Source organism: Streptomyces sp. NPDC059668 (genome assembly GCF_042734135.1).
GTDB lineage: Bacteria > Actinomycetota > Actinomycetes > Streptomycetales > Streptomycetaceae > Streptomyces.
In genome coordinates, this window is the sequence record NZ_JBHWEL010000021.1 from 6,834 (window position 1) to 32,375 (window position 25,542).

22 protein-coding genes and 1 riboswitch are annotated in these 25,542 nt (G+C 70.3%); of the genes, 9 read left to right on the forward strand and 13 right to left on the reverse strand.

Annotated elements, in window-relative coordinates; translation table 11 throughout:
- Nucleotides 1-112: 112 nt before the first annotated feature.
- From ACFV2J_RS17445 to ACFV2J_RS17460, 4 genes are all read right to left on the reverse strand, one after another.
- Nucleotides 113-1,651, reverse strand: coding sequence for a glycoside hydrolase family 3 protein (locus tag ACFV2J_RS17445; RefSeq protein WP_385086213.1), 1,539 nt, complete (start codon nucleotides 1,649-1,651; stop codon nucleotides 113-115).
- Between the two features lie 8 nt (nucleotides 1,652-1,659).
- Nucleotides 1,660-2,517: a carbohydrate ABC transporter permease gene (locus tag ACFV2J_RS17450; protein ID WP_385086211.1), complete on the reverse strand. Its 858-nt coding sequence runs from the start codon at nucleotides 2,515-2,517 to the stop codon at nucleotides 1,660-1,662.
- Nucleotides 2,514-3,500 carry a carbohydrate ABC transporter permease gene (locus ACFV2J_RS17455; protein ID WP_385086209.1) on the reverse strand — a complete coding sequence of 329 codons (987 nt, stop codon included), beginning with the start codon at nucleotides 3,498-3,500 and terminating at the stop codon, nucleotides 2,514-2,516. The genes ACFV2J_RS17450 and ACFV2J_RS17455 overlap by 4 nt, the downstream gene beginning before the upstream one ends.
- A 93-nt stretch (nucleotides 3,501-3,593) precedes the next feature.
- Complete coding sequence (locus ACFV2J_RS17460) at nucleotides 3,594-4,880, reverse strand: extracellular solute-binding protein (protein WP_385086207.1); 1,287 nt, start codon at nucleotides 4,878-4,880, stop codon at nucleotides 3,594-3,596.
- Between the two features lie 403 nt (nucleotides 4,881-5,283).
- Between ACFV2J_RS17460 and ACFV2J_RS17465 the strand changes: the two genes are divergently transcribed.
- The 8 genes from ACFV2J_RS17465 to ACFV2J_RS17500 all read left to right on the forward strand — a co-directional run bounded on the left by ACFV2J_RS17465 (nucleotide 5,284) and on the right by ACFV2J_RS17500 (nucleotide 15,570).
- On the forward strand, nucleotides 5,284-6,048 hold the full coding sequence (locus ACFV2J_RS17465) for a GntR family transcriptional regulator (RefSeq protein ID WP_148010391.1): 765 nt from the start codon (nucleotides 5,284-5,286) through the stop codon (nucleotides 6,046-6,048).
- 272 nt (nucleotides 6,049-6,320) lie between these two features.
- Nucleotides 6,321-6,602, forward strand: coding sequence for a DUF3311 domain-containing protein (locus ACFV2J_RS17470; protein WP_385086205.1), 282 nt, complete (start codon nucleotides 6,321-6,323; stop codon nucleotides 6,600-6,602).
- Nucleotides 6,599-8,209: a monocarboxylate uptake permease MctP gene (gene mctP / locus ACFV2J_RS17475; RefSeq protein ID WP_385086203.1), complete on the forward strand. Its 1,611-nt coding sequence runs from the start codon at nucleotides 6,599-6,601 to the stop codon at nucleotides 8,207-8,209. The genes ACFV2J_RS17470 and mctP overlap by 4 nt, the downstream gene beginning before the upstream one ends.
- Before the next feature lie 83 nt (nucleotides 8,210-8,292).
- Nucleotides 8,293-8,811, forward strand: coding sequence for a GNAT family N-acetyltransferase (locus ACFV2J_RS17480; RefSeq protein WP_385086201.1), 519 nt, complete (start codon nucleotides 8,293-8,295; stop codon nucleotides 8,809-8,811).
- A gap of 32 nt (nucleotides 8,812-8,843) precedes the next feature.
- Nucleotides 8,844-8,999: riboswitch (cobalamin riboswitch) on the forward strand.
- A 126-nt stretch (nucleotides 9,000-9,125) separates the two neighbouring features.
- Nucleotides 9,126-11,543, forward strand: a complete 2,418-nt coding sequence (locus ACFV2J_RS17485) for a ribonucleoside-diphosphate reductase subunit alpha (RefSeq protein WP_385086199.1) — start codon at nucleotides 9,126-9,128, stop codon at nucleotides 11,541-11,543.
- Nucleotides 11,543-12,562, forward strand: coding sequence for a ribonucleotide-diphosphate reductase subunit beta (locus ACFV2J_RS17490; RefSeq protein ID WP_385086197.1), 1,020 nt, complete (start codon nucleotides 11,543-11,545; stop codon nucleotides 12,560-12,562). The genes ACFV2J_RS17485 and ACFV2J_RS17490 overlap by 1 nt, the downstream gene beginning before the upstream one ends.
- Nucleotides 12,563-12,934: 372 nt before the next feature.
- Entirely contained in the window at nucleotides 12,935-15,010 is a 2,076-nt protein-coding gene (locus tag ACFV2J_RS17495) for a putative Ig domain-containing protein (RefSeq protein ID WP_385086195.1), read from the forward strand.
- A 101-nt stretch (nucleotides 15,011-15,111) separates the two neighbouring features.
- Nucleotides 15,112-15,570 (forward strand): hypothetical protein, encoded by a 459-nt coding sequence (locus tag ACFV2J_RS17500; protein ID WP_385086193.1) that lies wholly within the window; start codon nucleotides 15,112-15,114, stop codon nucleotides 15,568-15,570.
- Here the strand turns inward: ACFV2J_RS17500 and ACFV2J_RS17505 are convergent.
- The gene (locus tag ACFV2J_RS17505) at nucleotides 15,545-15,694 is read right to left on the reverse strand and encodes a hypothetical protein (protein WP_385086191.1); all 150 of its coding nucleotides are present in this window, start codon (nucleotides 15,692-15,694) and stop codon (nucleotides 15,545-15,547) included. The two genes, ACFV2J_RS17500 and ACFV2J_RS17505, sit on opposite strands and share 26 nt — an antisense overlap.
- A 94-nt stretch (nucleotides 15,695-15,788) precedes the next feature.
- Between ACFV2J_RS17505 and ACFV2J_RS17510 the strand changes: the two genes are divergently transcribed.
- The gene (locus ACFV2J_RS17510) at nucleotides 15,789-16,751 is read left to right on the forward strand and encodes a GlxA family transcriptional regulator (RefSeq protein WP_385086189.1); all 963 of its coding nucleotides are present in this window, start codon (nucleotides 15,789-15,791) and stop codon (nucleotides 16,749-16,751) included.
- A gap of 36 nt (nucleotides 16,752-16,787) precedes the next feature.
- Here the strand turns inward: ACFV2J_RS17510 and ACFV2J_RS17515 are convergent, their stop codons facing one another.
- The 8 genes from ACFV2J_RS17515 to sigR all read right to left on the reverse strand — a co-directional run bounded on the left by ACFV2J_RS17515 (nucleotide 16,788) and on the right by sigR (nucleotide 25,461).
- Nucleotides 16,788-18,158, reverse strand: a complete 1,371-nt coding sequence (locus tag ACFV2J_RS17515) for a cytochrome P450 (RefSeq protein ID WP_385086187.1) — start codon at nucleotides 18,156-18,158, stop codon at nucleotides 16,788-16,790.
- Nucleotides 18,155-19,240 carry an epi-isozizaene synthase gene (gene cyc1 / locus ACFV2J_RS17520; protein ID WP_385086185.1) on the reverse strand — a complete coding sequence of 362 codons (1,086 nt, stop codon included), beginning with the start codon at nucleotides 19,238-19,240 and terminating at the stop codon, nucleotides 18,155-18,157. The genes ACFV2J_RS17515 and cyc1 overlap by 4 nt, the downstream gene beginning before the upstream one ends.
- A 328-nt stretch (nucleotides 19,241-19,568) precedes the next feature.
- A complete protein-coding gene (gene def / locus ACFV2J_RS17525; protein WP_385093093.1) occupies nucleotides 19,569-20,219 on the reverse strand; it encodes a peptide deformylase in 651 nt (216 codons plus the stop codon).
- Between the two features lie 179 nt (nucleotides 20,220-20,398).
- Nucleotides 20,399-21,379 carry a tetratricopeptide repeat protein gene (locus ACFV2J_RS17530; RefSeq protein WP_385093096.1) on the reverse strand — a complete coding sequence of 327 codons (981 nt, stop codon included), beginning with the start codon at nucleotides 21,377-21,379 and terminating at the stop codon, nucleotides 20,399-20,401.
- A 153-nt stretch (nucleotides 21,380-21,532) separates the two neighbouring features.
- A complete protein-coding gene (locus ACFV2J_RS17535; RefSeq protein ID WP_385093113.1) occupies nucleotides 21,533-22,726 on the reverse strand; it encodes an HD-GYP domain-containing protein in 1,194 nt (397 codons plus the stop codon).
- Between the two features lie 175 nt (nucleotides 22,727-22,901).
- The gene (locus ACFV2J_RS17540; protein WP_385093099.1) at nucleotides 22,902-24,272 is read right to left on the reverse strand and encodes an HD-GYP domain-containing protein; all 1,371 of its coding nucleotides are present in this window, start codon (nucleotides 24,270-24,272) and stop codon (nucleotides 22,902-22,904) included.
- Between the two features lie 206 nt (nucleotides 24,273-24,478).
- Nucleotides 24,479-24,781, reverse strand: coding sequence for a mycothiol system anti-sigma-R factor (gene rsrA, locus ACFV2J_RS17545; RefSeq protein WP_148010381.1), 303 nt, complete (start codon nucleotides 24,779-24,781; stop codon nucleotides 24,479-24,481).
- The gene (gene sigR, locus ACFV2J_RS17550; RefSeq protein WP_385093103.1) at nucleotides 24,778-25,461 is read right to left on the reverse strand and encodes an RNA polymerase sigma factor SigR; all 684 of its coding nucleotides are present in this window, start codon (nucleotides 25,459-25,461) and stop codon (nucleotides 24,778-24,780) included. The genes rsrA and sigR overlap by 4 nt, the downstream gene beginning before the upstream one ends.
- Nucleotides 25,462-25,542 lie beyond the last annotated feature (81 nt).

Sequence of the window (25,542 nt, forward strand, 5' to 3'; positions counted from 1 at the left end):
ACCACACCGGGTCGGCGCAGCAAAAACCCGCCCGGGGCCGCCCCCCCCCGCGGCGGCGGCCCCCCTGTCGAACAGGGGCCCGGCGCCTTCGTGTGCGCGGGCCGGATCCGCGCTAGTCCCTCGCGATGACCTCCGCCGCCGCCCGGCCGCAGACCCGGGCCGCGCCGTGGGTCGCGATGTGCGGGGCGCCCCTGGGCGGCGCCTGCGGGACGCCCATCTCCACGACGATCGTGTCGGGGCGGGCGGCCAGCAGGACGTCGAGGGCCGTCGCCATCCAGGCGTGCCGGTGTTCGTCGCGGACGACGGCGACGATCCGCCGGGGGCCCGCGGCGGCCAGGACCTCGGCGGCCGCGTCGTCGCCCGCGAAACCGCCGGTCTCCGTGCCGGGCACCAGCCGGGCCAGTTCGGCGGCCACTCCCCAGGGGGTCTCGTCACCCACGGCGATGTTGGCGACCGGCGTGAGCGCGGCCACGTAGGGAGCGCCGGTGAGCGGGGCGTACGGCGCGGAAGAGGTGACCCGCAGCGCGCGACGGGCGGCGGTCAGCCCGATATCGGCGGCGCCGCCCTCGGCATCCGCGGCGTTCGCACCGCTGCCGGAACCCGCGCCCCGCGCCGACGCCTCGGTCGTCCACCGGGCCAGCGCCCGGACCCGCGCCGCCGCGTCCGCGAGCCGTTCCTCGGCCAGTTCGCCGGTGCGGACCGCCGAGACGAGGGCGTCGCGCAGCCGTCGAACCGTCTCGTCGTCCGCGAGGCCGCCGCCCACGCAGATCGCGTCCGCGCCGGCTCCGATGGCGAGGACGCTGCCCCGCTCGATGCCGTACGTCGCGGCGATGGCCTGCATCTCCATGCCGTCGGTGACGATGAGTCCCTCGTAGCCGAGTTCCTCGCGCAGCAGACCGGTCAGGATGCGGCGGGAGAGCGTGGCCGGGCGGTCCGGGTCCAGGGCCGGGACCAGGATGTGCGCGCTCATCACCGCACGGGTGCCCGCGGCGATGGCGGCGCGGAACGGGGCGAGTTCGCGTGCCTGGAGGACCGGCAGGCCGGCGTCGATGCGCGGCAGGGCGTGGTGCGAGTCGACCGCCGTGTCGCCGTGCCCGGGGAAGTGCTTGGTGCAGGCGGCGACGCCGGCGGACTGGAGGCCGGTGACGTAGGCGGCGGTGTGCCGGGCCACCAGATCGGTGTCGGCGCCGAAGGACCGCACGCCGATGACCGGGTTGCCGGGGTTGGAGTTCACGTCCGCGGACGGGGCCCAGTTGAGGTTCACCCCGCAGGCCGCCAGGCGGTGGCCGAGTGCCGAGGCCACCTCCCTGGTCAGCTCCACGTCGTCCACCGCGCCCAGCGCGTGGTTGCCGGGATAGGAGGAGCCGGACCGGACCTCCAGACGGGTGACGTCGCCGCCCTCCTCGTCGATGGCCACGAGGACGTCGTCCCGCTCCGCGCGCAACTGGGCCGTCAGTGCGGACAGTTGTTCGGGCGAGACGATGTTCCGGCCGAAGAGACCGACCGAGGCCAGGCCTTCACCGAGCCGGCGCAGCAGCCAGTCGGGGGCCGTGGTCCCCGTGAAGCCTGGCTGCAGGACGGTCAGCGCGTCGCGTGTCAGGTCATCCCTGCCCGCGTTGGAGGCGGCTGTTCCGCTGGCGAGTGTCGTCATCGGGGGCGTTATCCCTTCACGGCGCCCGCGGTCAGCCCCGCGGCCATCTTGCGCTGGACGATGAGGAAGAGGACGACGATCGGCACGGCCATCATGGTGGCGCCGGCCATCATCGGGGCGTACTCGGTGCCGTGCTTGGTGGTGAAGTTGCCGAGCCATACGGTGGCGGTCTGGTTCTTCTGGCTCATCAGCATCAGGGCGTAGAGGTACTCGTTCCACGCCTGGATGAAGGCGTACACCGAGGTGGCGACCATGCCGGGCGCCAGCAGCGGGAAGACCACCCGCACGAAGGCGCCCGTGCGGGAGCAGCCGTCGACCATGGCCGCCTCCTCCAGCTCCTTCGGGATGTTGACGATGAAGCCGCGCAGTGTCCACACCGTGAAGGGCAGGATGAAGGTCAGGTAGGTGATGATCAGGCCGGAGAGCTTGTCGTACTGATCGAGGTCGTTGAGGAGCAGGAAGACCGGGATGATCATGGCGACGAGCGGGATCATCTGGACCGCCAGGATGCCGACGATCACGATCTTGCGGCCGCGGAAGGCGAAGCGGGAGATGGCGAGCGCCGCGAGCATGCCCACCAGGACGCCGATCACGACGACCGACAGGGACACGATCAGACTGCGGCCGACCGGGCCCCAGAAGTCCGCGATGTCCAGCGCGCGGCGGAAGTTGTCGAGCGTCACCCCGGTGGGGAAGAGGCTCGGATCCGGGTCGATGGCGTCCTTCGCGGGCTTGAACGCCGTGTTCAGCATCCAGTAGACCGGGAAGCCCGCGGTGACGAAGACGAGCAGACCGAGGACGTTCCAGCCGAGCTTGGACTTCCGGGGTCCGGAGGGCGTACGCCTCGGTGTGGCGACGGCGCTCATTCGACCTCTCCGATCTTGAGCATCTGGCGCATGTAGACGGCGACCACGCCGAGCAGGAGCAGCACGGTCAGCAGGGCGATCGCCGATCCCTGGGCATAGTCGTTGACCACGAAGGCGCGGTCGTAGGAGTAGGTGGTGAGCAGCTGGAACTCGGCCTCCGGGTGGCCGCCGCGCATCACGAAGACCTGCGGGAAGACTCCCATGTCCCAGATGACGGAGAGCGTCGTCAGCATCACGACGATCGGCTTGAGGATGGGGAGCGTGACGTAGCGGAAGACGCCCCAGGCGCCGGCGCCGTCCAGGCGGGCCGCCTCCTCCAGTTCCTTGGGGACCTGGGTCAGACCCGCGCCGAGCGTGATGACGACGAAGGGCACCGCGCCCCACACCACCAGCAGCATGATCACGGCCAGGCCCTGCGGTCCGCTGGCGAACCAGTTGTGGCCGACCATGTCGACGCCGGGCAGCTTGCTCAGCAGCGCGTTGAAGACGCCGTAGTCCGAGTCGAAGAGCCACTTGAAGACGGTGGTGGCCACGATGATCGGCATGCCCCAGCTGGCCACCAGCACGATGTTGACGAGCGTCTTGACCCAGCCGGAGACGCGCTGGAGGAGCAGCGCGATCAGCATGCCGGCGACCATCGTGAGGACGACGGACCCGGCGGCGAAGACGATCGTGCGCAGCACGACGGTCCAGAACTCGCCGTCGCCGAGCACCTTGGTGAAGTTGTCGAGGCCGACCGACTCGGCCGGCTGGAAGCCCCAGAGCTGGGACTGGCCGAACTTCTGGAAGGACAGGGTGACGAGCCGGACCAGGGGGTAGCCCATGACCAGCGCGAGGATCAGCAGACAGGGGGCGAGCAGGGCCCAGGGGACGGCGGTTCCGCTGGGGGCCCGCCTTCTGCGCGGCGGCCCGGGGACCGCCGGTGGCGATGCCTGCCGTGCCGGTGGAGCCTTGGTCGGGGTGGTCGTGTCTGCGGCACTCATCGCGCGCTCCTCAGCGGTCCCTCAGGTCGTACGAGAAGCAGGGCCCCGCCCCCGGAAACACTCCCCGGGGTCCGACGGGGCCCTGCGCTCAGGTCACTTGGTGTTGATGACCTTGTCGATCGCGGCGTCCGCTTCCTTCGCGGCGGCCTCGACCGACTTCTTGCCGGTGCCGATGTTCTGCAGCATCGTCTGCAGGACCTGGGCCTTCTCGACCTGGCCCCAGCCCGGTGCCATCGGCACGAACCAGCTGCTCTCGGCCGCGGTGGCCGGGACGACCGTCGCCGGGTCGTTCTTGAGGGTCGCGAGGTCGGTCTTGTTGTTGGGCAGGTTGCCCTTGCCCATCAGGCCCTTCTGGCCCGTGGAGCCCGTGAAGGCGTTGATCCACTCGCCGGCGAGGGCCTGCGCCTTGGACTTCACCGGGATGGCGAGGTCGGAGCCGCCGAGGAAGACGGGCAGGTTCTTGCCGGACGGGCCGGGCATCACGAAGTTCTCGAGGTTGCCCTTGAGCTTGCCGGTCTTGTCGCTCTTCGGGTCCTCGGCGGTCGCGCCCTCCCAGGCGGCACCGAAGATCATGGCGGACTTGCCCTGGCCGTAGACGATGTAGCGGTCGGACTCGTCCTTGGTCTTGTCGCCGTGCATGTACTTGTCGATGACGGTCTTGAACTCGTTGAGGCCCTTGACCGACTCGGGCGAGGAGAGGTTGGCCTTCCACTGGCCGCCCTGGTCCGTGGCGATGGAGCCGCCTGCGTCGTAGACGAAGGACATCGCGGCGTACCAGTCACGGGTGGGCTGGTACCAGGCGTTGAACTTGTTCCCCTCCTTCTTCTGGATCTTGTCCAGGTCGGAGGTGAGCTCCTGGTACGTCTTCGGGGTCGCCTTGATGCCGGCCGAAGCCGCCACGTCCTTGCGCCAGTTGCCGACGCGGCCACCGGCGTAGTACGGCACGCCGTAGGTCTTGTCCTGGTAGGTGACCGAGGCCTTCAGGCCGTCGAGCCATCCGGCCGAGTTGTCGAACTTCGTGGCGTCGACGGGGGCGAAGGCTCCCTTGACCATGTAGCCGAGCATCTCGGTGTTGCCCATCTCGACCACGTCGGGGGCCTTGTCGGTGGCGAGGACGGCGTCGAGCTTGGTGTTCTTGTCCGGCCAGCCGTAGTACTCGTGGTTGATCTTGACGCCCGGGTGCTTCGCCGTCACCGCGGCGTCCGCGGCCTTGACCAGCTCGGGCCAGTTGTTCTGGGCGTCCACCGTGAGCCAGACGGTCAGTTCCTTGGCGTCCGCGCCCTTGTCCGACCCGCCGGACTTGTCGTCACTGCCCCCGCACGCCGCGATGGAGACCATCATGCCCGCGATACCGATCGCAGCTGCCAGCTTCCGCTTCACGCCACCCTCCTCAGGGATGCCACAAACCCCCCTGCCCACCGCGGTGACACACGCCGAATCGCTGCCGATTACTGCCCGTGGGGCTGGGACCTGGACCAATGGTGTAGACCAGTACGGGGAGCTTGGCCTAGACCTAGAGGGGTGTCAAGGGTGTGTAAGCCAGGCCGACCGTCCGTTATGGGACCTACATATGCAAGGACCTTTAAGTAGGTAAGTGACATAAAAGGCAGGGCTGTTCAGGAACCTCGCGCGCACGATGGACTAGACCAACCGGTGGGCCGACGGTATATAGAGGGGATCACGGAGCGTGCGGGAGACACGCACACACCAAGCCGTGCCACGATGTGAGCCGTGACCGGCGGGATGCCGGTCGCTTCGGCACCCGGAGCCGGGAAGGCAGAGCATGAGCACCGACGTCAGCAGTGCGGAGAACGAGGGTGGGGCCCCCATCCGTACCGCGCGCGTGCCCAAGTACTACCGCCTCAAGAAGCACCTGCTCGACATGACCGACACCCTGCCGCCCGGCACGCCGGTGCCGCCCGAGCGCACCCTCGCCGCCGAGTTCGACACCTCGCGCACGACCGTGCGCCAGGCCCTCCAGGAACTCGTCGTCGAGGGACGTCTCGAACGCATCCAGGGCAAGGGCACCTTCGTCGCCAAGCCGAAGGTCTCCCAGGCGCTCCAGCTCACCTCGTACACCGAGGACATGCGCGCCCAGGGCCTGGAACCCACCTCCCAGCTCCTGGACATCGGCTACATCACCGCCGACGAGACCCTCGCGGAACTGCTCGACATCTCGGCCGGCGGCCGGGTGCTGCGCATCGAGCGGCTGCGCCTGGCCAGCGGCGAGCCGATGGCCATCGAGACGACCCATCTGTCCGCGAAGCGCTTCCCCGCCCTGCGCCGGTCGCTCGTCAAGTACACGTCGCTCTACACCGCGCTCGCCGAGGTGTACGACGTCCACCTCGCGGAGGCCGAGGAGACCATCGAGACCTCGCTGGCCACCCCGCGCGAGGCCGGACTGCTCGGCACCGACGTCGGCCTGCCCATGCTGATGCTGTCCCGGCACTCGATCGACCGGCAGGGCGAGCCGGTCGAGTGGGTGCGCTCGGTGTACCGGGGCGACCGCTACAAGTTCGTGGCCAGGCTCAAGCGCCCGCAGGACTGACGGGAGCGGGACGCCGTCGGCCGGATGCCGGCACCGGTGGAACCGTGCCGTACGGCACGCCGGTGACACCCTGCGGGCCGCGCGCCACCTCCTCGTATTCACGTGCGAGGAGCGGTCCCGGCGCGGCCTGCCGGGGGCGGTGCGCGAGACTCCCGCGCCACCGGACACCAACCCTCCACATCCCCCGCCGGAGATGGGGTTCCATAAAGCGGAACCGTCGCCTAGATTTCCTGGCCGTTGCACAGGTGACCAGCGAGGGGACGGAGCCGCCCATGTCAGACGTGCCGGAAGCGAAACCACCGGTGGTGAGACCGGTCGGAGTGGTGACACCGGTCCGCGTGGTGATCGCCCTCTGCCTGATCGCCCCGTTCGTGGCGCTGCTGTGGGTCGGCTCGTACACGAAGACCGACCCCGCCTTCATCGGTGTCCCGTTCTTCTACTGGTACCAGATGCTGTGGGTGCTCGTGTCGACCGTGCTCACCGTGACCGCCCACCAGTTGTGGCAGCGTGACCAGCGCGCCCGCGCCACCACGAAGGACGGTGCCGACGCATGAACGACGGCGTGAACGGCGTGGCACTCGCCGTCTTCATCTTCTTCTTCGTGGCCGTCACGGCCATGGGCTTCCTGGCCGCGCGCTGGCGCAAGGCCGACAACGAGCACAGCCTCGACGAATGGGGCCTGGGCGGACGGTCGTTCGGCACCTGGGTCACCTGGTTCCTGCTCGGCGGCGACCTCTACACGGCGTACACCTTCGTCGCCGTACCGGCCGCGATCTACGCGGCGGGCGCGGCCGGCTTCTTCGCCGTGCCGTACACGATCCTGGTCTACCCGCTGGTCTTCACGTTCCTGCCCCGCCTGTGGTCCGTCTCGCACAAGCACGGCTATGTGACGACGTCGGACTTCGTGCGCGGCCGCTTCGGCTCCAAGAGCCTGTCCCTCGCCGTGGCCGTCACCGGCATCCTCGCGACCATGCCGTACATCGCGCTCCAACTGGTGGGCATCCAGGCCGTGCTGGACGTCATGGGCGTCGGCGGCGGCGAGAACACGAACTGGTTCGTCAAGGACCTTCCGCTCCTCATCGCCTTCGGCGTACTGGCCGCGTACACCTACTCCTCGGGCCTGCGCGCCCCCGCCCTGATCGCGTTCGTGAAGGACACCCTGATCTACATCGTGATCGCGGTGGCCATCATCTACATCCCGATCAAGCTGGGCGGCTTCGACGAGATCTTCCACTCGGCGAGCGAGAAGTACGCCGCGGCCGGCGCGGGCGGGATCGTACCGGCCCAGGCCGGGCAGTGGACCTACGCCACCCTGGCGCTCGGCTCCGCGCTCGCCCTGTTCATGTACCCGCACTCGATCACCGCGACGCTGTCCAGCCGCAGCCGCGAGGTGATCCGGCGCAACACCACGATCCTGCCGCTCTACTCCCTGATGCTGGGCCTGCTCGCCCTGCTCGGGTTCATGGCGATCGCGGCCGGGGTGAAGGTCACCAACGGCCAGCTCGCCATCCCGCAGCTCTTCGAGAACATGTTCCCGGACTGGTTCGCGGGTGTGGCCTTCGCCGCGATCGGCATCGGAGCGCTCGTCCCGGCGGCCATCATGTCCATCGCGGCCGCGAACCTCTTCACCCGCAACATCTACAGGGACTTCATCAAGCCGGACGCGACCCCGCAGCAGGAGACCAAGGTCTCCAAGCTGGTCTCCCTGCTGGTGAAGGTGGGCGCGCTGGTCTTCGTCCTCACGATGGACAAGACGGTCGCCATCAACTTCCAGCTCCTGGGCGGCATCTGGATCCTGCAGACCTTCCCGGCCCTGGTCGGCGGCCTGTTCACGCGCTGGTTCCACCGCTGGGCGCTGCTCGGGGGCTGGGCGGTCGGCATGCTCTACGGCACGCTCGCCGCCTACGGGGTCGCCTCACCGACACAGGCGCACTTCGGCGGCAGCTCGAAGGAGATCCCCGGCATCGGGGAGATCGGCTACATCGGTCTGACGGCGTTCGTCATGAACGTGGTGGTCTCCGTCGTCCTCACCTTCGCCCTGCGGGCCTTCAAGGCGCCCGAGGGCGTGGACGAGACGTCACCGCAGGACTACACGGTGGACGCCGGCGACCCGGGGGTCCAGGTCGAGCTGCCCACGGCCAGCGCGGAGGCGGGTCACTGAGGCTTGGACAGGGGTGACCGGGGGACGGGCCGTCGGAGGAAATCCGGCGGCCCGTCGCCGTACGTCTGATGCACACTCCCGGCATGGACATCGTCATCAGGCCGGCGCGGCCGGCGGAGTACCCCGGCGTCGGCGAGCTCACCGTGACCGCCTATCTCGGGGACGGGCTGCTCGACTTCGGGGAGAGCGACCCCTACCTCGGGGAGCTGCGGGACGTCGCGAAGCGGGCCGCCGCGGCCGAGGTGCTCGTCGCGGTCGAGGGGGAACGGATCCTCGGCGGCGTGACCTTCGTCCCCCGGGGCGGACCCATGGCCGACATCGCGGGGCCCGGCGAGGCCGAGATCCGGATGCTCGCCGTCACGCGCGAGGCCCGCGGCCGAGGTGCGGGCACGGCCCTCGTGGGCGCCTGCGTCGACCGGGCGAGGGCCACCGGGGGCTGTGCGCGCGTGGTGCTGTCCACCCAGCGCACCATGCGCACCGCCCACCGCCTCTACGAACGCCTCGGCTTCACCCGCACGCCGGAGCGCGACTGGAACCCGGTTCCGCACCTCGACGACCTCTTCCTCCTCACCTACGAGTTGACGCTCAGCCACACTCCGTAGCGCCCCCAGAAGCCGACACGGCACAAGATGTGGGGGTGCTTCCTCAGCCCGGCACTAGATGTATGCTCATGCTCGCTGTCGTCGCAGGGGAATCCGGTGCGAATCCGGAACTGTCCCGCAACGGTGTACTTGTGCGCATTCGCGTACCGGCTTCAGTCCGAGGACCTGCCGACAGCGTGCCCCGGCCGGCCGGCCGGGCGCCGACGACGTCCGGGCCTCGTGGAATGGGCCGGTGGACGCACGCGTACCCGTAACGGAGTCGCGTGTCCCGCTGCCCTCCGCCAGGTCCTGTGCCGAGCGAGGGAGAGCCCCAAGTGACCATCGCGCCAGCCGACCCGGTTTCAGTTTCCGCCCAGCAGACCCCGGTGGAAGCGGAGTCCGCGCAGCGGGCCCCGGTGGAGACGGACGGTCCCGGTACCACGCTGCTGCGTACCCTGACCGACTTCACCGCCGACCTTCCCGGCGCCGACCCCGGCCGGGTCGCCGCCGCCGCGCTGCGCGGCCGGTCCACCCGCGCGGACGACGCGGAGCTGCGCGAGCTGGCCACCGAGGCGGCCGCGGGCCTCATCTCCGAGGACCCCGTGTACTCGCGGCTGGCCGCCAGGCTGCTGACGGTCGGCATCGCCGAGGAAGCCGCCTCGCAGGGCGTCACGACGTTCTCCGAGTCCATCACCACGGGCCGGCGCGAGGGTCTGATCGCCGACCGCACGGCCGACTTCGTCGACCTGCACGCGGCCCGTCTGGACGCGCTGATCGACACCGCGGGCGACGACCGCTTCGGCTACTTCGGCCTGCGCACCCTGCACAGCCGCTACCTGCTCCGGCACCCGATCACCCGCAAGGTCATCGAGACCCCCCAGCACTTCATGCTCCGGGTGGCGTCCGGCCTCGCGGAGGACGACACGGCCCGGTCCGTCGACGAAGTCGCCGCGCTCTACGGCCTGATGAGCCGCCTGGACTACCTCCCGTCCTCCCCCACGCTCTTCAACTCCGGTACGCGGCACCCGCAGATGTCGTCCTGCTACCTCCTCGACTCCCCGCTGGACGAGCTGGACTCCATCTACGACCGCTACCACCAGGTCGCGCGTCTGTCGAAGCACGCGGGCGGCATCGGGCTGTCCTACTCCCGCATCCGCTCCCGCGGTTCGCTGATCCGCGGCACGAACGGGCACTCCAACGGCATCGTCCCGTTCCTGAAGACCCTCGACGCCTCGGTCGCCGCGGTGAACCAGGGCGGCCGGCGCAAGGGTGCCGCCGCGGTCTACCTGGAGACCTGGCACTCCGACATCGAGGAGTTCCTGGAGCTGCGGGACAACACCGGTGAGGACGCCCGCCGTACGCACAACCTGAACCTGGCGCACTGGATCCCGGACGAGTTCATGCGCCGGGTCGACGCCGACGCGCAGTGGTCCCTCTTCTCCCCCTCCGACGTGCCCGGACTGGTCGACCTGTGGGGCGCCGAGTTCGACGCGGCCTACCGCGCGGCGGAGGCGAAGGGCCTGGCGAAGAAGACCATGCCGGCCCGCGAGCTCTACGGCCGCATGATGCGCACCCTGGCGCAGACCGGCAACGGCTGGATGACCTTCAAGGACGCCGCCAACCGCACGGCCAACCAGACGGCGGAGCCGGGCCACACCGTGCACTCCTCGAACCTGTGCACAGAGATCCTGGAGGTCACGGACGACGGGGAGACGGCCGTCTGCAACCTCGGCTCGGTCAACCTCGGCGCGTTCGTCGACACGGCCACCGGCGACCTGGACTGGGAGCGTCTGGACGAGACGGTCCGCACCGCCGTCACCTTCCTCGACCGCGTCGTCGACATCAACTTCTACCCGACCGAGCAGGCGGGCCGCTCGAACGCCAAGTGGCGCCCGGTCGGCCTCGGCGCGATGGGCCTCCAGGACGTCTTCTTCAAGCTGCGTCTGCCCTTCGACTCGCCCGCCGCCCGCGCGCTCTCCACCCGTATCGCCGAGCGCATCATGCTCGCCGCCTACGAGGCCTCCGCCGACCTCGCCGAGCGCAACGGCCCGCTCCCGGCCTGGGAGAAGACCCGTACCGCCCGCGGGGTGCTGCACCCCGACCACTTCGACGTCGAGCTGAACTGGCCGGAGCGCTGGGCGGCGCTGCGCGAGCGGATCGCGGCGGTCGGCATGCGCAACTCCCTCCTGCTCGCCATCGCGCCCACCGCGACGATCGCGTCCATCGCGGGCGTGTACGAGTGCATCGAGCCGCAGGTCTCGAACCTCTTCAAGCGCGAGACGCTGTCCGGTGAGTTCCTCCAGGTCAACTCCTACCTGGTGGCGGAACTGAAGAAGCTCGGCGTGTGGGACGCGCAGACCCGGGAGGCGCTGCGCGAGTCCAACGGCTCGGTGCAGGGGTTCACCTGGGTGCCGCAGGACGTCCGTGACCTGTACCGCACGGCCTGGGAGATCCCGCAGCGCGGTCTCATCGACATGGCCGCGGCCCGCACCCCGTTCCTGGACCAGGCCCAGTCGCTGAACCTCTTCCTGGAGACGCCGACCATCGGCAAGCTCTCCTCGATGTACGCGTACGCCTGGAAGTCGGGCCTGAAGACGACGTACTACCTGCGCTCGCGTCCGGCGACCCGCATCGCCCGCGCCGCCCAGGCACAGGCCCGGCCCGAGAAGTCCATCCCCCTCCAGCAGGTCGCCGACCCCGACGCCGTCGCCTGCTCCCTTGAGAACCCCGAGTCCTGCGAGGCCTGCCAGTGATGTCCACCCCGAACAGCGAGAAGAACCTGCTCGACCCGGGTTTCGAACTCACCCTGCGCCCCATGCGCTATCCGGACTTCTACGAGCGCTACCGGGACGCCATCAAGAACACCTGGACCGTCGAGGAGGTCGACCTCCACTCGGACGTCGCCGACCTGGCGAAGCTGTCGCAGGGCGAGCAGCACATGATCGGCCGGCTGGTCGCGTTCTTCGCGACGGGCGACTCGATCGTGGCGAACAACCTCGTCCTGACGCTCTACAAGCACATCAACTCCCCCGAGGCGCGCCTGTACCTCTCGCGCCAGCTGTTCGAGGAGGCCGTGCACGTCCAGTTCTATCTGACCCTGCTGGACACCTATCTGCCCGACCCGGAGGACAGGACAGCGGCCTTCGCGGCCGTCGAGAACATCCCCTCCATCCGGGAGAAGGCCGAGTTCTGCTTCAAGTGGATGGACTCGGTGGAGAAGCTGGACCGCCTGGAGACCAAGGCCGACCGGCGGCGCTTCCTGCTGAACCTGATCTGCTTCGCCGCGTGCATCGAGGGCCTCTTCTTCTACGGAGCCTTCGCCTACGTCTACTGGTTCCGCAGCCGCGGGCTGCTGCACGGCCTCGCGACGGGCACCAACTGGGTGTTCCGCGACGAGACGATGCACATGTCCTTCGCCTTCGAGGTGGTCGACACCGTCCGCAAGGAGGAGCCCGAGCTCTTCGACGACCAGCTCCAGGAGCAGGTCACCGACATGCTGCGGGAAGCCGTGGAGGCGGAGCTCCAGTTCGGGCGCGACCTGTGCGGTGAAGGCCTGCCGGGCATGAACACCGAGTCGATGCGCCAGTACCTGGAGTGCGTCGCCGACCAGCGCCTCCAGCGGCTCGGCTTCGCCCCCGTCTACGGCTCCGCGAACCCCTTCTCCTTCATGGAGCTCCAGGGCGTCCAGGAACTGACCAACTTCTTCGAGCGCCGCCCCTCGGCGTACCAGGTCGCCGTGGAGGGCTCGGTCGGCTTCGACGAGGAGTTCTGACCGCTCCGGAACGGGCCTTCGGGTGACGAGGCCGGGTCGCTGACGCGGCCCGGCTTCGTCACGTCCGCCCCCAGCCGGGCCTATCCCCGTTCCAATCCCCGCCTATGGAGCGGCAAAGTTCTTCGGGCGTGACTGTTCGTGTGCCGTCCGTCCCGGTTACGTTCTGGCCGTCCCGCCGTGCCACGCATCGTGGCGTCCCAGGACGATCAATGTGTCATGCCCACGACAAAGCTCCGCGTGCACCACGCTACGCGCGTCACGGGCCCGCACCCCAGTTCAGCGCCGAGAACCCCACTTCCGGCTGTGGAACCGCGTACGGCCCCACCCGGGCCCGCGCGGCACCGGCCTCAAACCGATGGAGGCAGCACTCCCATGAGTGAGACACGCTCCAGCAGGCCCGCCCGGCGGTTGCGAAGACTCCTGACCGCCGCCGCCCCCGCCCTCGCCCTCACCGTCGCCGGTCTCATGGCGGCCCCGGCCGCCGGCGCCCAGACCGCGCCCGCCGGCGGACACACCTCCCGCGTGACCCAGAACGCGAAGGCCCTGACCGCCCCGGCCGCCCAGGCCGTCCACACGACGGGCAGGGCGGGCCAGAAGGTGCCCACCACCCGTCTGTGCGGAGCCCCGACGCCCGGTCACGCGGCCTGCTTCGCCCAGCGCCGCACCGACATCAAACAGAGGCTGGCCGCGGCGGTCTCCTCCGCGGCCGCGGTGTCCGGCCTCAGCCCGGCCAACCTGCACAGCGCCTACAACCTGCCCTCGACCGGCGGTTCGGGCCTGACGGTCGCCGTGGTGGACGCCTACAACGACCCCAACGCCGAGTCGGACCTCGCCACCTACCGCTCACAGTTCGGCCTGTCGGCCTGCACCAAGGCCAACGGCTGCTTCAAGCAGGTCAGCCAGACCGGCTCGACCACCTCGCTGCCGACGAACGACAGCGGCTGGGCGGGCGAGGAAGCGCTCGACATCGACATGGTCAGCGCGGTCTGCCCGAACTGCAACATCGTTCTCGTGGAGGCCACGTCACCCAGCGACGCCAACCTCGGCACCGCCGAGAACGAGGCCGTCGCGCTGGGCGCGAAGTTCGTGTCCAACAGCTGGGGCGGCTCCGAGTCGTCCTCCCAGACCGGCGAGGACACCTCGTACTTCAAGCACCCCGGTGTCGCCATCACCGTCTCCTCCGGTGACGAGGCCTACGGCGCCGAGTACCCGGCCACCTCCCAGTACGTGACCGCCGTCGGCGGCACCGCGCTGTCCACGTCCTCCGGGACCCGCGGCTGGACCGAGTCCGTGTGGAAGACCAGCAGCACCGAGGGCACCGGCTCCGGCTGCTCCGCCTACGACCCCAAGCCGGCCTGGCAGACCGACACCGGCTGCGCCAAGCGGATGGAGGCCGACGTCTCCGCGGTCGCCGACCCCGCCACCGGCGTGGCCGTCTACGACACCTACGGCGGCTCCGGCTGGGCGGTCTACGGCGGCACGAGCGCCTCGGCACCGATCATCGCGGGCGTGTACGCGCTCGCCGGCACCCCGGGCAGCGGCGACTACCCGGCGAAGTACCCGTACTCCCACACCTCCAACCTGTACGACGTGACCAGCGGCAACAACGGCTCGTGCAGCACCTCGTACTTCTGCACCGCGACCACCGGCTACGACGGTCCGACCGGCTGGGGCACCCCCGACGGCACGGCGGCCTTCACCTCGGGCACCGGTACGGGCAACACCGTGACCGTCACCAACCCGGGCAACCGGACCACCGCGACCGGCAGTTCGGTGAGCCTGCAGATCGCGGCCGGTGACAGCGCCGGCGCGGCCCTCACCTACAGCGCGACCGGCCTGCCGACGGGACTGTCCATCAACGCCTCGACCGGACTGATCTCCGGCACGGCGAGCACCGCGGGCACCTACGCCGTCACCGTCACGGCGAAGGACGGCACGGGCGCCTCCGGCTCGGCCTCGTTCACCTGGACCGTGAGCACCTCGGGTGGCGGCAACTGCACCCCGGCGCAACTGCTCGGCAACCCGGGCTTCGAGTCGGGCAGCGCCTCGTGGACCGCGTCCAGCGGCGTCATCACCACCGACAGCGGTGAGGCGGCGCACGGCGGCTCCTACAAGGCCTGGCTCGACGGCTACGGCTCCACCCACACCGACACCCTCTCCCAGTCGGTGACCATTCCCACGGGCTGCAAGGCCTCCCTCACCTTCTACCTGCACATCGACACCGCGGAGACCACCACCAGCAGCGCCTACGACAAGCTGACGGTCACCGCCGGATCGACCACCCTGGCCTCCTACTCCAACCTCGACAAGGCCACCGGGTACGCCCAGAAGACCTTCGACCTCTCCTCGTTCGCCGGCTCCACCGTCACCCTCAAGTTCAGCGGCGCCGAGGACTCCTCGCTCCAGACCAGCTTCGTCCTCGACGACACCGCCGTCACGACCGGCTGAGCGATGCGGGACCCCGTCCGCCGTCGCGGCCGGGGTCCCGTCCCTCCGGTGGGGATCCTGATACGCGGGTGACACGTCCAAGCGGCAAGGAGGTCACCCCCATGCGCCCTACGAACCCCCGCCCGGTCCTCGCCCTCGCCGCCCTGACGCTGCTGCTCGCGGGCTGCGGCACACAGGGCGGAGACGACGCGGGAGGCAGCCGCACCGTGTCGTCGTCCCCCACGAAGCGCCCCCAGGGTTGTGGCACGGCGCCCGCGGAACTCGGCACCGCCGACACCGGCCGTACGTACTGTCTCTCGGCGGGCGGGACGCTCCGCCTCTCCCTGGACGGCACCGCCGCCCGGCCCTGGACACCCGTCAAGGCCGACGGCGACGGCCTGGAGGCCACCAACAGCGGGATCGTCCTCCAGCCGGGCGACGCCTCCGCCGCCTTCCGGGCGGTCTCGGCGGGGACGGTACGCCTCACCTCGTCCCGCCCGCTGTGCGCCACCGAACCGCACCGGATGTCGTGCAAGGGCCTTCAGGAGTGGACGGTCACCGTCCGAGTGACGAAGCCCTGATCTGACGGTCCACGCGCCGCTCGTGCGCGATCCCGATCAGCGACGGGAGCGCCACCACGACGAGGACGGCGAGGACGGCGAGGACGGGAAGCATTCCGACGAGGTTGTCCGTGAATGTGTTCATGAACAGTACTGTCGCGCCGATCGCTCCTTACCGTCAGTGGCAGCACTGCCGTGCACCCTCGAATTCCTGCCAACTCCCAGGCACACTGGACGGCATGCTGAAGAACGTGGCAGCCGTGCTGCTCGACGGAGTGCATCCCTTCGAACTCGGCGTGGTCTGCGAGGTGTTCGGAATCGACCGCAGCGACGACGGACTGCCCGTGTACGACTTCGCGGTCGCCTCCGCCGAGGGCCCGACGCTGAACACGCACGCGGGGTTCTCGCTCCACACGGAACACGGTCTGGAACGGCTGGAGACGGCCGACCTGATCGCCCTGCCGGCCGGGAACGCCTACGCCTCCCGCTCCTACCCGCCCGAACTGCTCGCCGCGCTGCGGAGCGCGGTCGACCGCGGCGCCCGGGTGCTCAGCGTCTGCTCCGGCGTCTTCGTGCTCGGCGCGGCCGGGCTGCTGGACGGGCGGCGCTGCGCCGTGCACTGGCACCACGCGGACGAACTGGCCCGGCAGTACCCGCGCACGACGGTCGAACCGGACGTGCTGTACGTGGACGCGGACCCGGTGATCACCTCGGCCGGCACCGCCGCGGGCATCGACGCCTGTCTCCACATCGTCCGCAAGGAGCAGGGCCCGGAGGTGGCCAACGCCATCGCCCGGCGCATGGTGGTGCCCCCGCACCGGGACGGCGGCCAGGCACAGTACATCGAACGCCCGCTCCCCCGCTCCACCTGCGACACGGTCGGCGAGGTACTGGTGTGGATGGAGCGCCACCTCGACGAGGAGGTGACCGTCGAACAGCTCGCGGCCCGCGCCCACATGTCCCCGCGCACCTTCGCGCGCCGCTTCCAGCAGGAGACCGGCACCACGCCGTACCGCTGGATCCTGCGGCAACGGGTGCTGCTGGCCCAGGAGTTGCTGGAGGCGACGGACGAGACGATGGACGCGATCGCGGGCCGCGCCGGGTTCGGCACCGCGGCCGCGCTGCGCCATCAGTTCGTACGGAGTCTGGGGACCACCCCGCAGGCGTACCGGCGCACGTTCAGGGGCCCGCGAGCCGCCTGACCGCGCACCGGTACGGACGCGGACCGTCACGCGCGGTCAGCGCGGCGCGGTCCTCAGCAGCAGCCGGTGCGGACGCAGCGTGATGCCGACCCGGGTCGTGTCGTTCGACTCGGACACCTTCTCCAGGCGCCACCGGGACGCCACCGTCGCCGTGATCAGGCTGAGCTGCGCCATCGAGAAGTGGTCACTCGGGCACTTCCGGTTGCCGACGCTGAAGGGGCTCATGGCGTACTTCGGCACGTCCTTGGCACGTTCCGGAAGCCAGCGGTCGGGGTCGAAATCCAGGTGCCGGTCGTACGACCGAGGATCGCGTTGGATCGCGTACGGGCTGTAGACGATGTCGGCACCGGCTGGAATCCGATAGCCGCCGAGCTCTGTTTCGGTCACCGCGCGGCGCGTCAGAATCCATACCGCGGGGCGCAGCCGCATGGCTTCGACGACGACATTGTTCGTGTGCGACAACTTCCGGACGTCGTCGAATGCGACGGGCCGGTCCCCGGCGACCGATTTGACCTCCTCGGCCACCCGGACGGCGTGTTCCGGGTGTTCCACGAGGACTTGCAGCAGCCACATGATCGTGGAAGCGACGGTTTCGCTGCCGGGGGTGAGTATCGCTACGACTTGGTCGTGGATCTCCTGTTCCCCGATCGGCTCCCCGTTCTCGTCCTTCGCTTCCAGCAAGGCCGTCAGCAAATCGTCCGGCTTTTGACCAGATGCGCGGCGTTCGGCGATGATCTCGTCCACCAGGACATGCAAATCGGCCAATGCGCGGTCGAATTTGCGGTTGGCCGGAAGCGGCAGCCGATAGAGCGGGCCGGCCGGGATCACCATGCGGCGGTACATGCCGCGGAAGACGGTGGCGAGCGCGATGCTGAGGCGCTCGGCGCGCTCGTCCATGTACTCCCCGCGCAGCAGGCAGCGGGCCGCGATGCGCACGGCGACCCGGAACGACTCCGAGGTGCAGTCGACGGGCCGCCCCGACCCCATGCGCTCCGCGAGGGCCCGGGCCTCCTCCTCCATGACCGGCCCGTACTCGGGGATGACGTCGAGCCGGAACGCGGGCTGTATGGTGCGCCGCTGACGGCGGTGGCGGGGTCCGTTGGCGGTGGCGACGCCCTCCTTGCCGAGCAGGCCCTCCAGGGACTCCCAGAGCGGTCCGTCGATCTTGAAGTCGGGGCTCAGCGCCATCGCTCCGGTGAGGGCCGGCGAGGTGAGCGCGTACACCGTCTTGGGGCCCAGCCGGAGCCGGACGACCTCGCCGTGCTCACGCAGCCGGGCGAAGAGGCCCAGCGGGTCGCGGGCCAGCCGCCAGCCGTGGCCGAGGACGGGGACACCGCCTCCGGCGAGGGGTGGCGCGGGCAGCTCCGGCGCCCCGGGAGGCGCGGGCTTCACTGACTCGACGGTCATGACTCACCTGCCGCTTCGTTGTTGACGTACGGGGGTGTGGATCGGTCGTCCCAGCTGTCGACGGTGTACCGGCCGGACTCGTGGTGGAACCAGTACACGGAGCTGAACCAGTTCCGCATGTTGCCGAGGCAGGACTTCACCGCGTCGCTCAGTTCCTTTCCGCGCACCGAACCGTCCGCGAGCGCGTCGGCGAACTCGTCGAGTTCCTCCTCCGCTTCGAGGAATTCGGTGACGCATTCCACCACGCGTTGCCGCAGATCCGTCACGGCGCCTTCGAGAGTCAGCCCCTCGTGATGAATGAGACTGATTCCGAGATTGTGCACCTCGTCGCCCGCTATTTCTTTCGGGAGCGAGCAGAGATCGTTGTACCAGGCGGCAAATTCCTGACTCAGCAGGGCCGCCCGCCGATATACGGAACTGTTCCGCACGGCGGCGGGCAGTTCGTAGCCCGCGCTCGGCTCCAGAAGATCGGTCCAGATCCAGTGGGCGAAGGTGAGCCGCCGGAGTTCGAGATATTCCTCGACCGTGGGTACGGTTCCGGAGGTGCGGTTCCTGAATTCCCGGTCGTACGCCTCGATCACCGCGTGGAAGTGCCGGGCGAAGCGCGCGTTCCACTTCTCGCCCAGGAACGAGTACAGCCGCACCATGCTGTCCGCGAACCCCGCGACCAGGGGATCCGGGTGATGCAGGTGTTCCCTGGGGGAGTCGAGCGCCTCGTGGAGCTGGAACCTGAGCCTCCGCCAGGCCGCCGTCCTGCGGTGGACGACGTCACGGTCGTGCCGGTCGTCCCAGACGAAGAACCACGCGCTGTAGTCCGCTATCGCCTGCATGACCTCGTCGGGCGCACCAATGTAGTAGCCCGCCATCAAGTCCGTGTAGCAAAGGCCGTCGGCATATTCCTCGACCTTGTCGGCGGACATGAGCCGTTTTTCCCGGAGCCACGAACGTGTGTTCTCCTGGAGCCTGGGCCAATACGGATGCAGTTGACGGGGAAACTCGGCCTCGATCACCGGGAGTGAGAGTGCCGGTGGAACCGCGACCACGGTCGGTGTCGATGAAGTGCCGTGTGAGAAAGCATGCACGAACAAACCCCTCTCAGCCGCCAGTTGCGCCACGCCCCTCTCGTCGTGCCGGGCGTGCGCCGTTGCGTATCCCCGCACTTCCCATTCAGCACCACAACTGACTGTTCTGGGAATGGATTTGCTCCACCCACTACCGGAGAGTGCCGAGAATCCCCCCTTGTATGACCGAATATGGATCATTAGAGGTGCGCAGGGGATCGAACGTGCGACGCACATACGAACGGCGCCTGGTCGGAGAGGTCTCCGACCAGGCGCCGTTCGCGCGGAACCCACGGAAGATCGCGAGTCCCACCTGTCGTTTTCTGTCTCAGCCGTTCACGGCCGGGGCTCAGTCGTTCGCGACGACCGGGTAGCGGGGCTCGTTCTCGGACATCTGCCGCAGCGCGTCCTTGCGTTCACGCTTGGAGAGCCGGTCGATGTAGAGGTAGCCGTACAGGTGGTCGGTCTCGTGCTGGAGGCAGCGCGCGAAGTAGCCGGTGCCCCGCACCTTGACCGGGTTGCCCTTCTCGTCCTGCCCGGTGACCTCGGCGTAGTCCGGGCGGGCCAGCGGCGCGTACGCGGTCGGCACGGAGAGGCAGCCCTCGTTGCTCTCGTCCAACTGGCGCCGGTCGGCGGGCAGATCGACGAGGACGGGGTTGCAGACGACACCGACGTGCCGCGTGCCCTCGTCGTCCTGGCAGTCGTACACGAAGACCTTCAGGTCGACGCCGATCTGGTTGGCGGCCAGGCCCACGCCCTCGGCGGTGCGCTGGCTGGCGAACATGTCGGCGACCAGCCGGCCGAGCTCGTCGTCGAACTCCGTGACGTCCTGGCACTCCTTGTGGAGCACCGGGTTGCCGACGACCGTGATCGGCCGCGAGGTGCCGGGCTCGCGGTAGGCGGCCTCACGCTCCTCGCAGTCCTCGGTGTCGATGACGAAACCCTCGTCGTCCACGGGGAGCACGCCCGCGTGCTGCTGTTCGGTGTCCTGCTGCGCCATGACCGACGTACGCCTTCCTGGAATCCATGAGAGTGCTGCGGCGTACAGCCTACGGGGCCGCGCGCACCCCTCGGGGGGCGTCCGCGCCCGGCGGAACCCGGCCGGGGTGTGCGGCGAAAGTCCGGTCGTCCGTCCCGGGGGCGGGCGTCACGAGGCAGGCGGGACTCTCGCCACACGCCTCAGCAGACCTCTTCGAGGTCCCGCCAGTCCCGGGAGTCCGGGCTGTCGGCGACCCAGCCGTCGAGCAGTCCGCGCACCAGCGAGGCCGGTGCCGCGAGCCCGCACTCCCGCTCGGGCACCCACAGCTGTCCGTCGGTCCGGTGGCCGAGCGGGCCCGGGTGACCCGGCTCGCTGTGGTCGTGCGGGTCGAGGTGCTCGCCGTCGCCCTCGTCGGAGGGCATCCGGGACTCGGAGCACATCCGGCACAGCAGCCGTACGGAGGACGACCAGTCCTCGGCGGCGAAGCCGGCGTCGGCCGCGAGCTGCTCCAGGGCGTCCCGGTCCTCCTCGGTGGCCGCCTCCAGGAGGACGACCCAGGTGGGCACCGGCGACGGAGCCCACAGCTCGATCTCGTCGAAGACGGGGTAGGCGTGCCCCGCGGCGGTGGTCCGCTCGCCGTGCGGCACCCCGTCGTGGAGGACGACCTCGCCCCAGCGCCGCCCGGAGGACGGAAGCGGAATGGACAGCACCTCGATCCGGGACGGATCGAGCCTGCGGCCCCACACGACCTCGGCCTCGCCCTCCGGCGACAGCCGTACGGCCGCGCTGCCGAGGTCCATGCCCGCCGGCTCCCCGGAGACGGCGGCTCCGCCGGGCACCCGCAGCCCGTACGCCTGCCAGGCGCGGCGGGCCAGCGGCCAGTCCTGAAGGGCGGTGGCGGCGATGCCGACGTTCCACCAGTCGGGGGCGCCAGCCTCCCGGTCCAGGAGGGCGACGGCCCGCAGACCGGCCGCCCTGGCCTGCTCCCAGTCGTGCCGGAACTTGTGCAGCAGGGCCAGGTTGAACCAGGACTCGGACAGCCACGGCTCCAGGTCGGCGGCGCGTGTCAGCAGCGCTCCCGCGTCCTCGTACCGGCCGTCACCGATCAGCGTGAACGCACGGTCGGTGGCCTGCCGCCATGAGGCGGAGGGCCGGTGTCGTCCCTTGCCGAAGATCCTCACGATTCCCGCCTGCCAGTTCCTTGCGATTCCCGCCTGCCGGTCGCTCGAAGAGTCTCTAGAAGACAGTGCGGCCACGGGGTGGCCCGTGCCCCCGAACACCCTCTTCCTCGCATCCAACCACGTACCGTCGGACGGCCGCTCATTACCCATGGGTTACCCAGCCTGGGGCAGGGTAAGGCTGCCCCGCAACAGGACCCTGGCCAGCGACTCCACGACTTCGGGCTGATGGTCGCGGGCCGTGGCCAGCCGCAGCTTCTCCAGGGCGGTCAGGGGCCCTCCCGGCCCTGCTTCCCTGGCCAGCTCCTCGTAAGCGTTCACCGTCCGTACGATCCGCGCGCTCACCGGCTGCTCCCGGTAGGGATCGGCCTGCCGCTCCACCACCACCGCGACCTCGGCGTCCACCCCGGTCTGGCGCACCACCGCGCCGCCGAGGAGGGCGATCCGGCGCTGCTCCTCCGCGGGGAGCGCGGAGGTGGCACCGGCCGGGACCGGATCGACGAGGCTGAGCTGTCCGATGTCGTGCATCAGGGCCGCGTACTCCAGAACGGTCAGATCGGGCTCGGACAGGCCGAGCTCACGCCCGACGGCACGGCTGAGCGCCGCCACCCTGCGGGCGTGCCCCGCGGGGGTGTAGCCGGCGATCTCGGTCGCCCGCGCGAGGGAGGCGATGGTCTGCCGGTAGGTGATCCGCACGGCGGCGTACCGCCGGAAGGACAGCTGGGTCAGGAGCAGCGGCAGTGAGAACACGGGCAGCGCCCACAGGCCCACGACCGCCACGGCGAGCGACATCACGGCCCCGGTCGCGCAGACCGCGGACCCGATGCCGAGGGTCGCCCGCAGCTCGTCCCGCAGCAGCGGCCCGAAGGGCCAGCGGGTCCGGGCGTGCGTGCTCGCGGCCGCGAGGACGGCGTCGCACAGCGCGGTCAGCACCAGCAGCGCGACCAGCAGCAGGGCGTACGAGGGGCCGGCCCATCCCATCAACCTCCCCCGGTCGTAGAGGGGTTGGAAGCAGACGGCGGCGAAGGCGACGGTCAGGACGCGGCGGGTGAGGTGGTCGAGTGTCGGTCCGCCGCCGCGGACGACGTGCGGGACGCAGCCCAGCAGCGCGGCGGCGCCCACGACGGCCACGACCTGGAGCGCGCCGTGCCGGCTGGGGTGCCCCGCCTGCTCGCCGAGCAGCGCGTAGGAGAGGGCGCCCGCGGCCCCGAGGGGCGCGGACTCCCGGTCCTCGGTGCCGCTCCAGCGGGTGAGTTCCCCCACGGCGACGAGGATGCCGAAGGCGAGGGCCGTCCCGCGCTCGTCGACACCGTTCCAGAGGGTGACGGCCAGGGCGACGGCGCCGAGCAGGGCGGCACCGGTGTGCGCGAGCGGGCCGAAGGTGTGGGCCCGCGGGGCGAAGGGGTCGGGGCGCGGGCCGGTGGGGGTGTGGCCGGCCTGGGACCGGACGGATCCCGCGTGCTCGTCCCGCTCCGCCGGGTTCACGGGCTTCTCCGGCTCGCGCTGCCGGCCGGACGCGCGGGGCTCACGGGCTTCTCCGGCCCGCGCTGCCGGCCGGACGGCTGTCCGTCGGGCGGGGGACGGGCGCCGTCGTCCGGTCGTCGCCTGCGGTCACCGCGGGGTGCCAGCCGTGCCGGTCCAGGGCCCGCACCAGGGCGCGCACCATCCCGGGGTCGAACTGTGCCCCGGCGCAGCGTTCCAGCTCCGCCAGCGCCGCGGGCACCGGCCGGGCCCTGCGGTAGGACCGGGTCGACGTCATCGCGTCGAAGGCGTCGGCCACGGCCACCACCCGGGCGAACTCGGGGATCTGCCCTCCGACCAGCCCGTACGGGTAGCCGCTCCCGTCGAGCCGCTCGTGGTGGTGCAGGATCGCCGAGCGGGCCTCCCCCAGGAAGCCGATCCCGCGCACCATCTCGTGGCCGTACTCGGGATGCAGCTCGATGATCCGCCGCTCGTCCGGTGTGAGCGGGCCGTCCTTGCGCAACAGCCGGGTGGGCACCCCGAGTTTGCCCACGTCGTGCAGGATCCCGGCGAACCGCAGCACCTCGGCCCGCTCGTCGTCCATGCCGAGCTCGCGCGCGATCAGCATGGAGGCCTGTCCGACCCGTTCGCTGTGTCCGCGGGTGTACCCGTCCTTGATGTCGACGGCCTGCACGAGAGCCCGGATGGTGGCCTGGTGGGCGGCCCGCTCGCGGTGGTACTGGGCGAACACCCAGCACGAGACGTACATCGGCAGCAGGACGAGCAGCGCGGCGACCGGCCCGTAGGGGCTGCGCCACAGGACCGCCATCATCAGTCCGGCGAGTCCGTGCACGGCGACCGGGGCGAGGGAGCGGGAGAAGAGGCCGCGCCAGGCGCCGCGCACCGGTACCCGTTCGGCGAGGGCCAGGATCCCGCCGTCGAGGACGGTCAGCACCAGGCAGAAGGCGAGCACGGCGGCCCCGGCGGGCAGCAGCGCGTACGGGAAGCGGGGTCCGACGACCGCGTCCGGGCCGTCCAGCGCCCAGTGCACCCGGGAGGCCGCCCAGACGGCGACGGCGAGCTGGGCCGCGCGCCAGGTCCGGCGGAGTCCGCGCGGGCGCTGCTCCACCCGGGCGAGCATGGCCCCCGGCAGTGCGACGAGCGCGGCGGCGGGCGGCGGCAGCAGGAAGGCGGCGGCGAGCAGCACGGGGAGGAAGGTGCCCAGGCCCTGCGGCGCACGCCGGGCGGCGGCACGGGCGGCTGCGGCCCGGGGGCCGTGCGGCAGGGTGATCCGCTCGCATCCCGCGTACAGCGCGGCGAGCAGGGCGACGATCCACCAGGAGGTGCGGACGGTCGGCAGCGGAGCGAGGCAGGCGAGGGCGGCGAGGACGACACAGGCCACGTACACCCGGGCCCCTGCCGGAATCGTCCCCATCGTCTGGTCCCCTCCCCCGCTCAGGTTCCGGAGCCTAGGGGCGCGGCGCGGGGGCGGGGGCGGCAACGGACGAATCCGCGGGCTCGGAGCCCACGGATTCGCACGTTCGGGTGATAACCGGACGATCTCCCCCGCTGGGCGTCCGCTGAACTCCAGGGGTCAGGACACCCCCGGGTGGGGACACCCGGGTGCCGGACCCCGGAGGTTCAGGACTCCTGCGGTGTGGCGCTGACGTCGTGCTCCGGCACCGTCTGTCCGGAGCGGATCAGGTCGATGCGGCCCATCACCTTCGCCCGCAGGTCGGTCGGTACGTCGTCCTGCCCGCAGCACCGCTTGACCAGCTTCTTCACGGCCTGCTCCAGGCCGTACTTCTCGAGACACGGAGAGCACTCCTCGAAGTGCACCTCGAACTTGGTGCAGTCCGCGTCCGGCATCTCATGGTCGAGGAACTCGTAAAGATGATCGAGTACCTCACTGCAATCCGTCTCGTGCGGCTCTCCGCAGCTCATGAGCCCGAGCCTTTCGCTTCGTTCGACTCTCCGGCGCCGGCCGGGACCAGGCCACGGTCACGGGCGTAGTCCTCGAGCATGCCGCGCAGTTGACGACGGCCCCGGTGCAGCCGGGACATCACCGTGCCGATGGGTGTCCCCATGATGTCCGCGATCTCCTTGTACGCAAAGCCCTCGACGTCCGCGAGATAGACGGCGATGCGGAATTCCTCGGGAATCGCCTGAAGCGCTTCCTTGACGTCCGAGTCGGGCAGGTGGTCCAGCGCCTGCGACTCGGCCGACCGCAGACCGGTCGACATGTGCGACTCGGCACGCGCGAGCTGCCAGTCCTCGATCTCCTCGGCCGCGCTGCGCTGGGGTTCGCGCTGCTTCTTGCGGTACGAGTTGATGAAGGTGTTGGTGAGGATGCGGTACAGCCACGCCTTCAGGTTGGTGCCCTCACGGAACTGGTGGAAGGACGCGTACGCCTTCGCGTACGTCTCCTGCACCAGGTCCTCGGCGTCGGCCGGGTTCCGCGTCATGCGCAGGGCGGCCGAGTACATCTGGTCGAGGAATTCGAGCGCGTCCCGCTCGAAGCGCGCGGTGCGCTCCGTGGTCGATTCCGCGCCCGTGCCCTGGCCCTCGGGCTGCTCCGCCTGGCCGTGTTCGGTCCCTGCGTCGGTCCCAGTGACCGGACCCACCTCCTCCAGCGATGTGGCGGAACCGAAACCGGTCCCACTCGAATCGGAGGATAGACGAACATCCACACCCGCCGCCGCCCG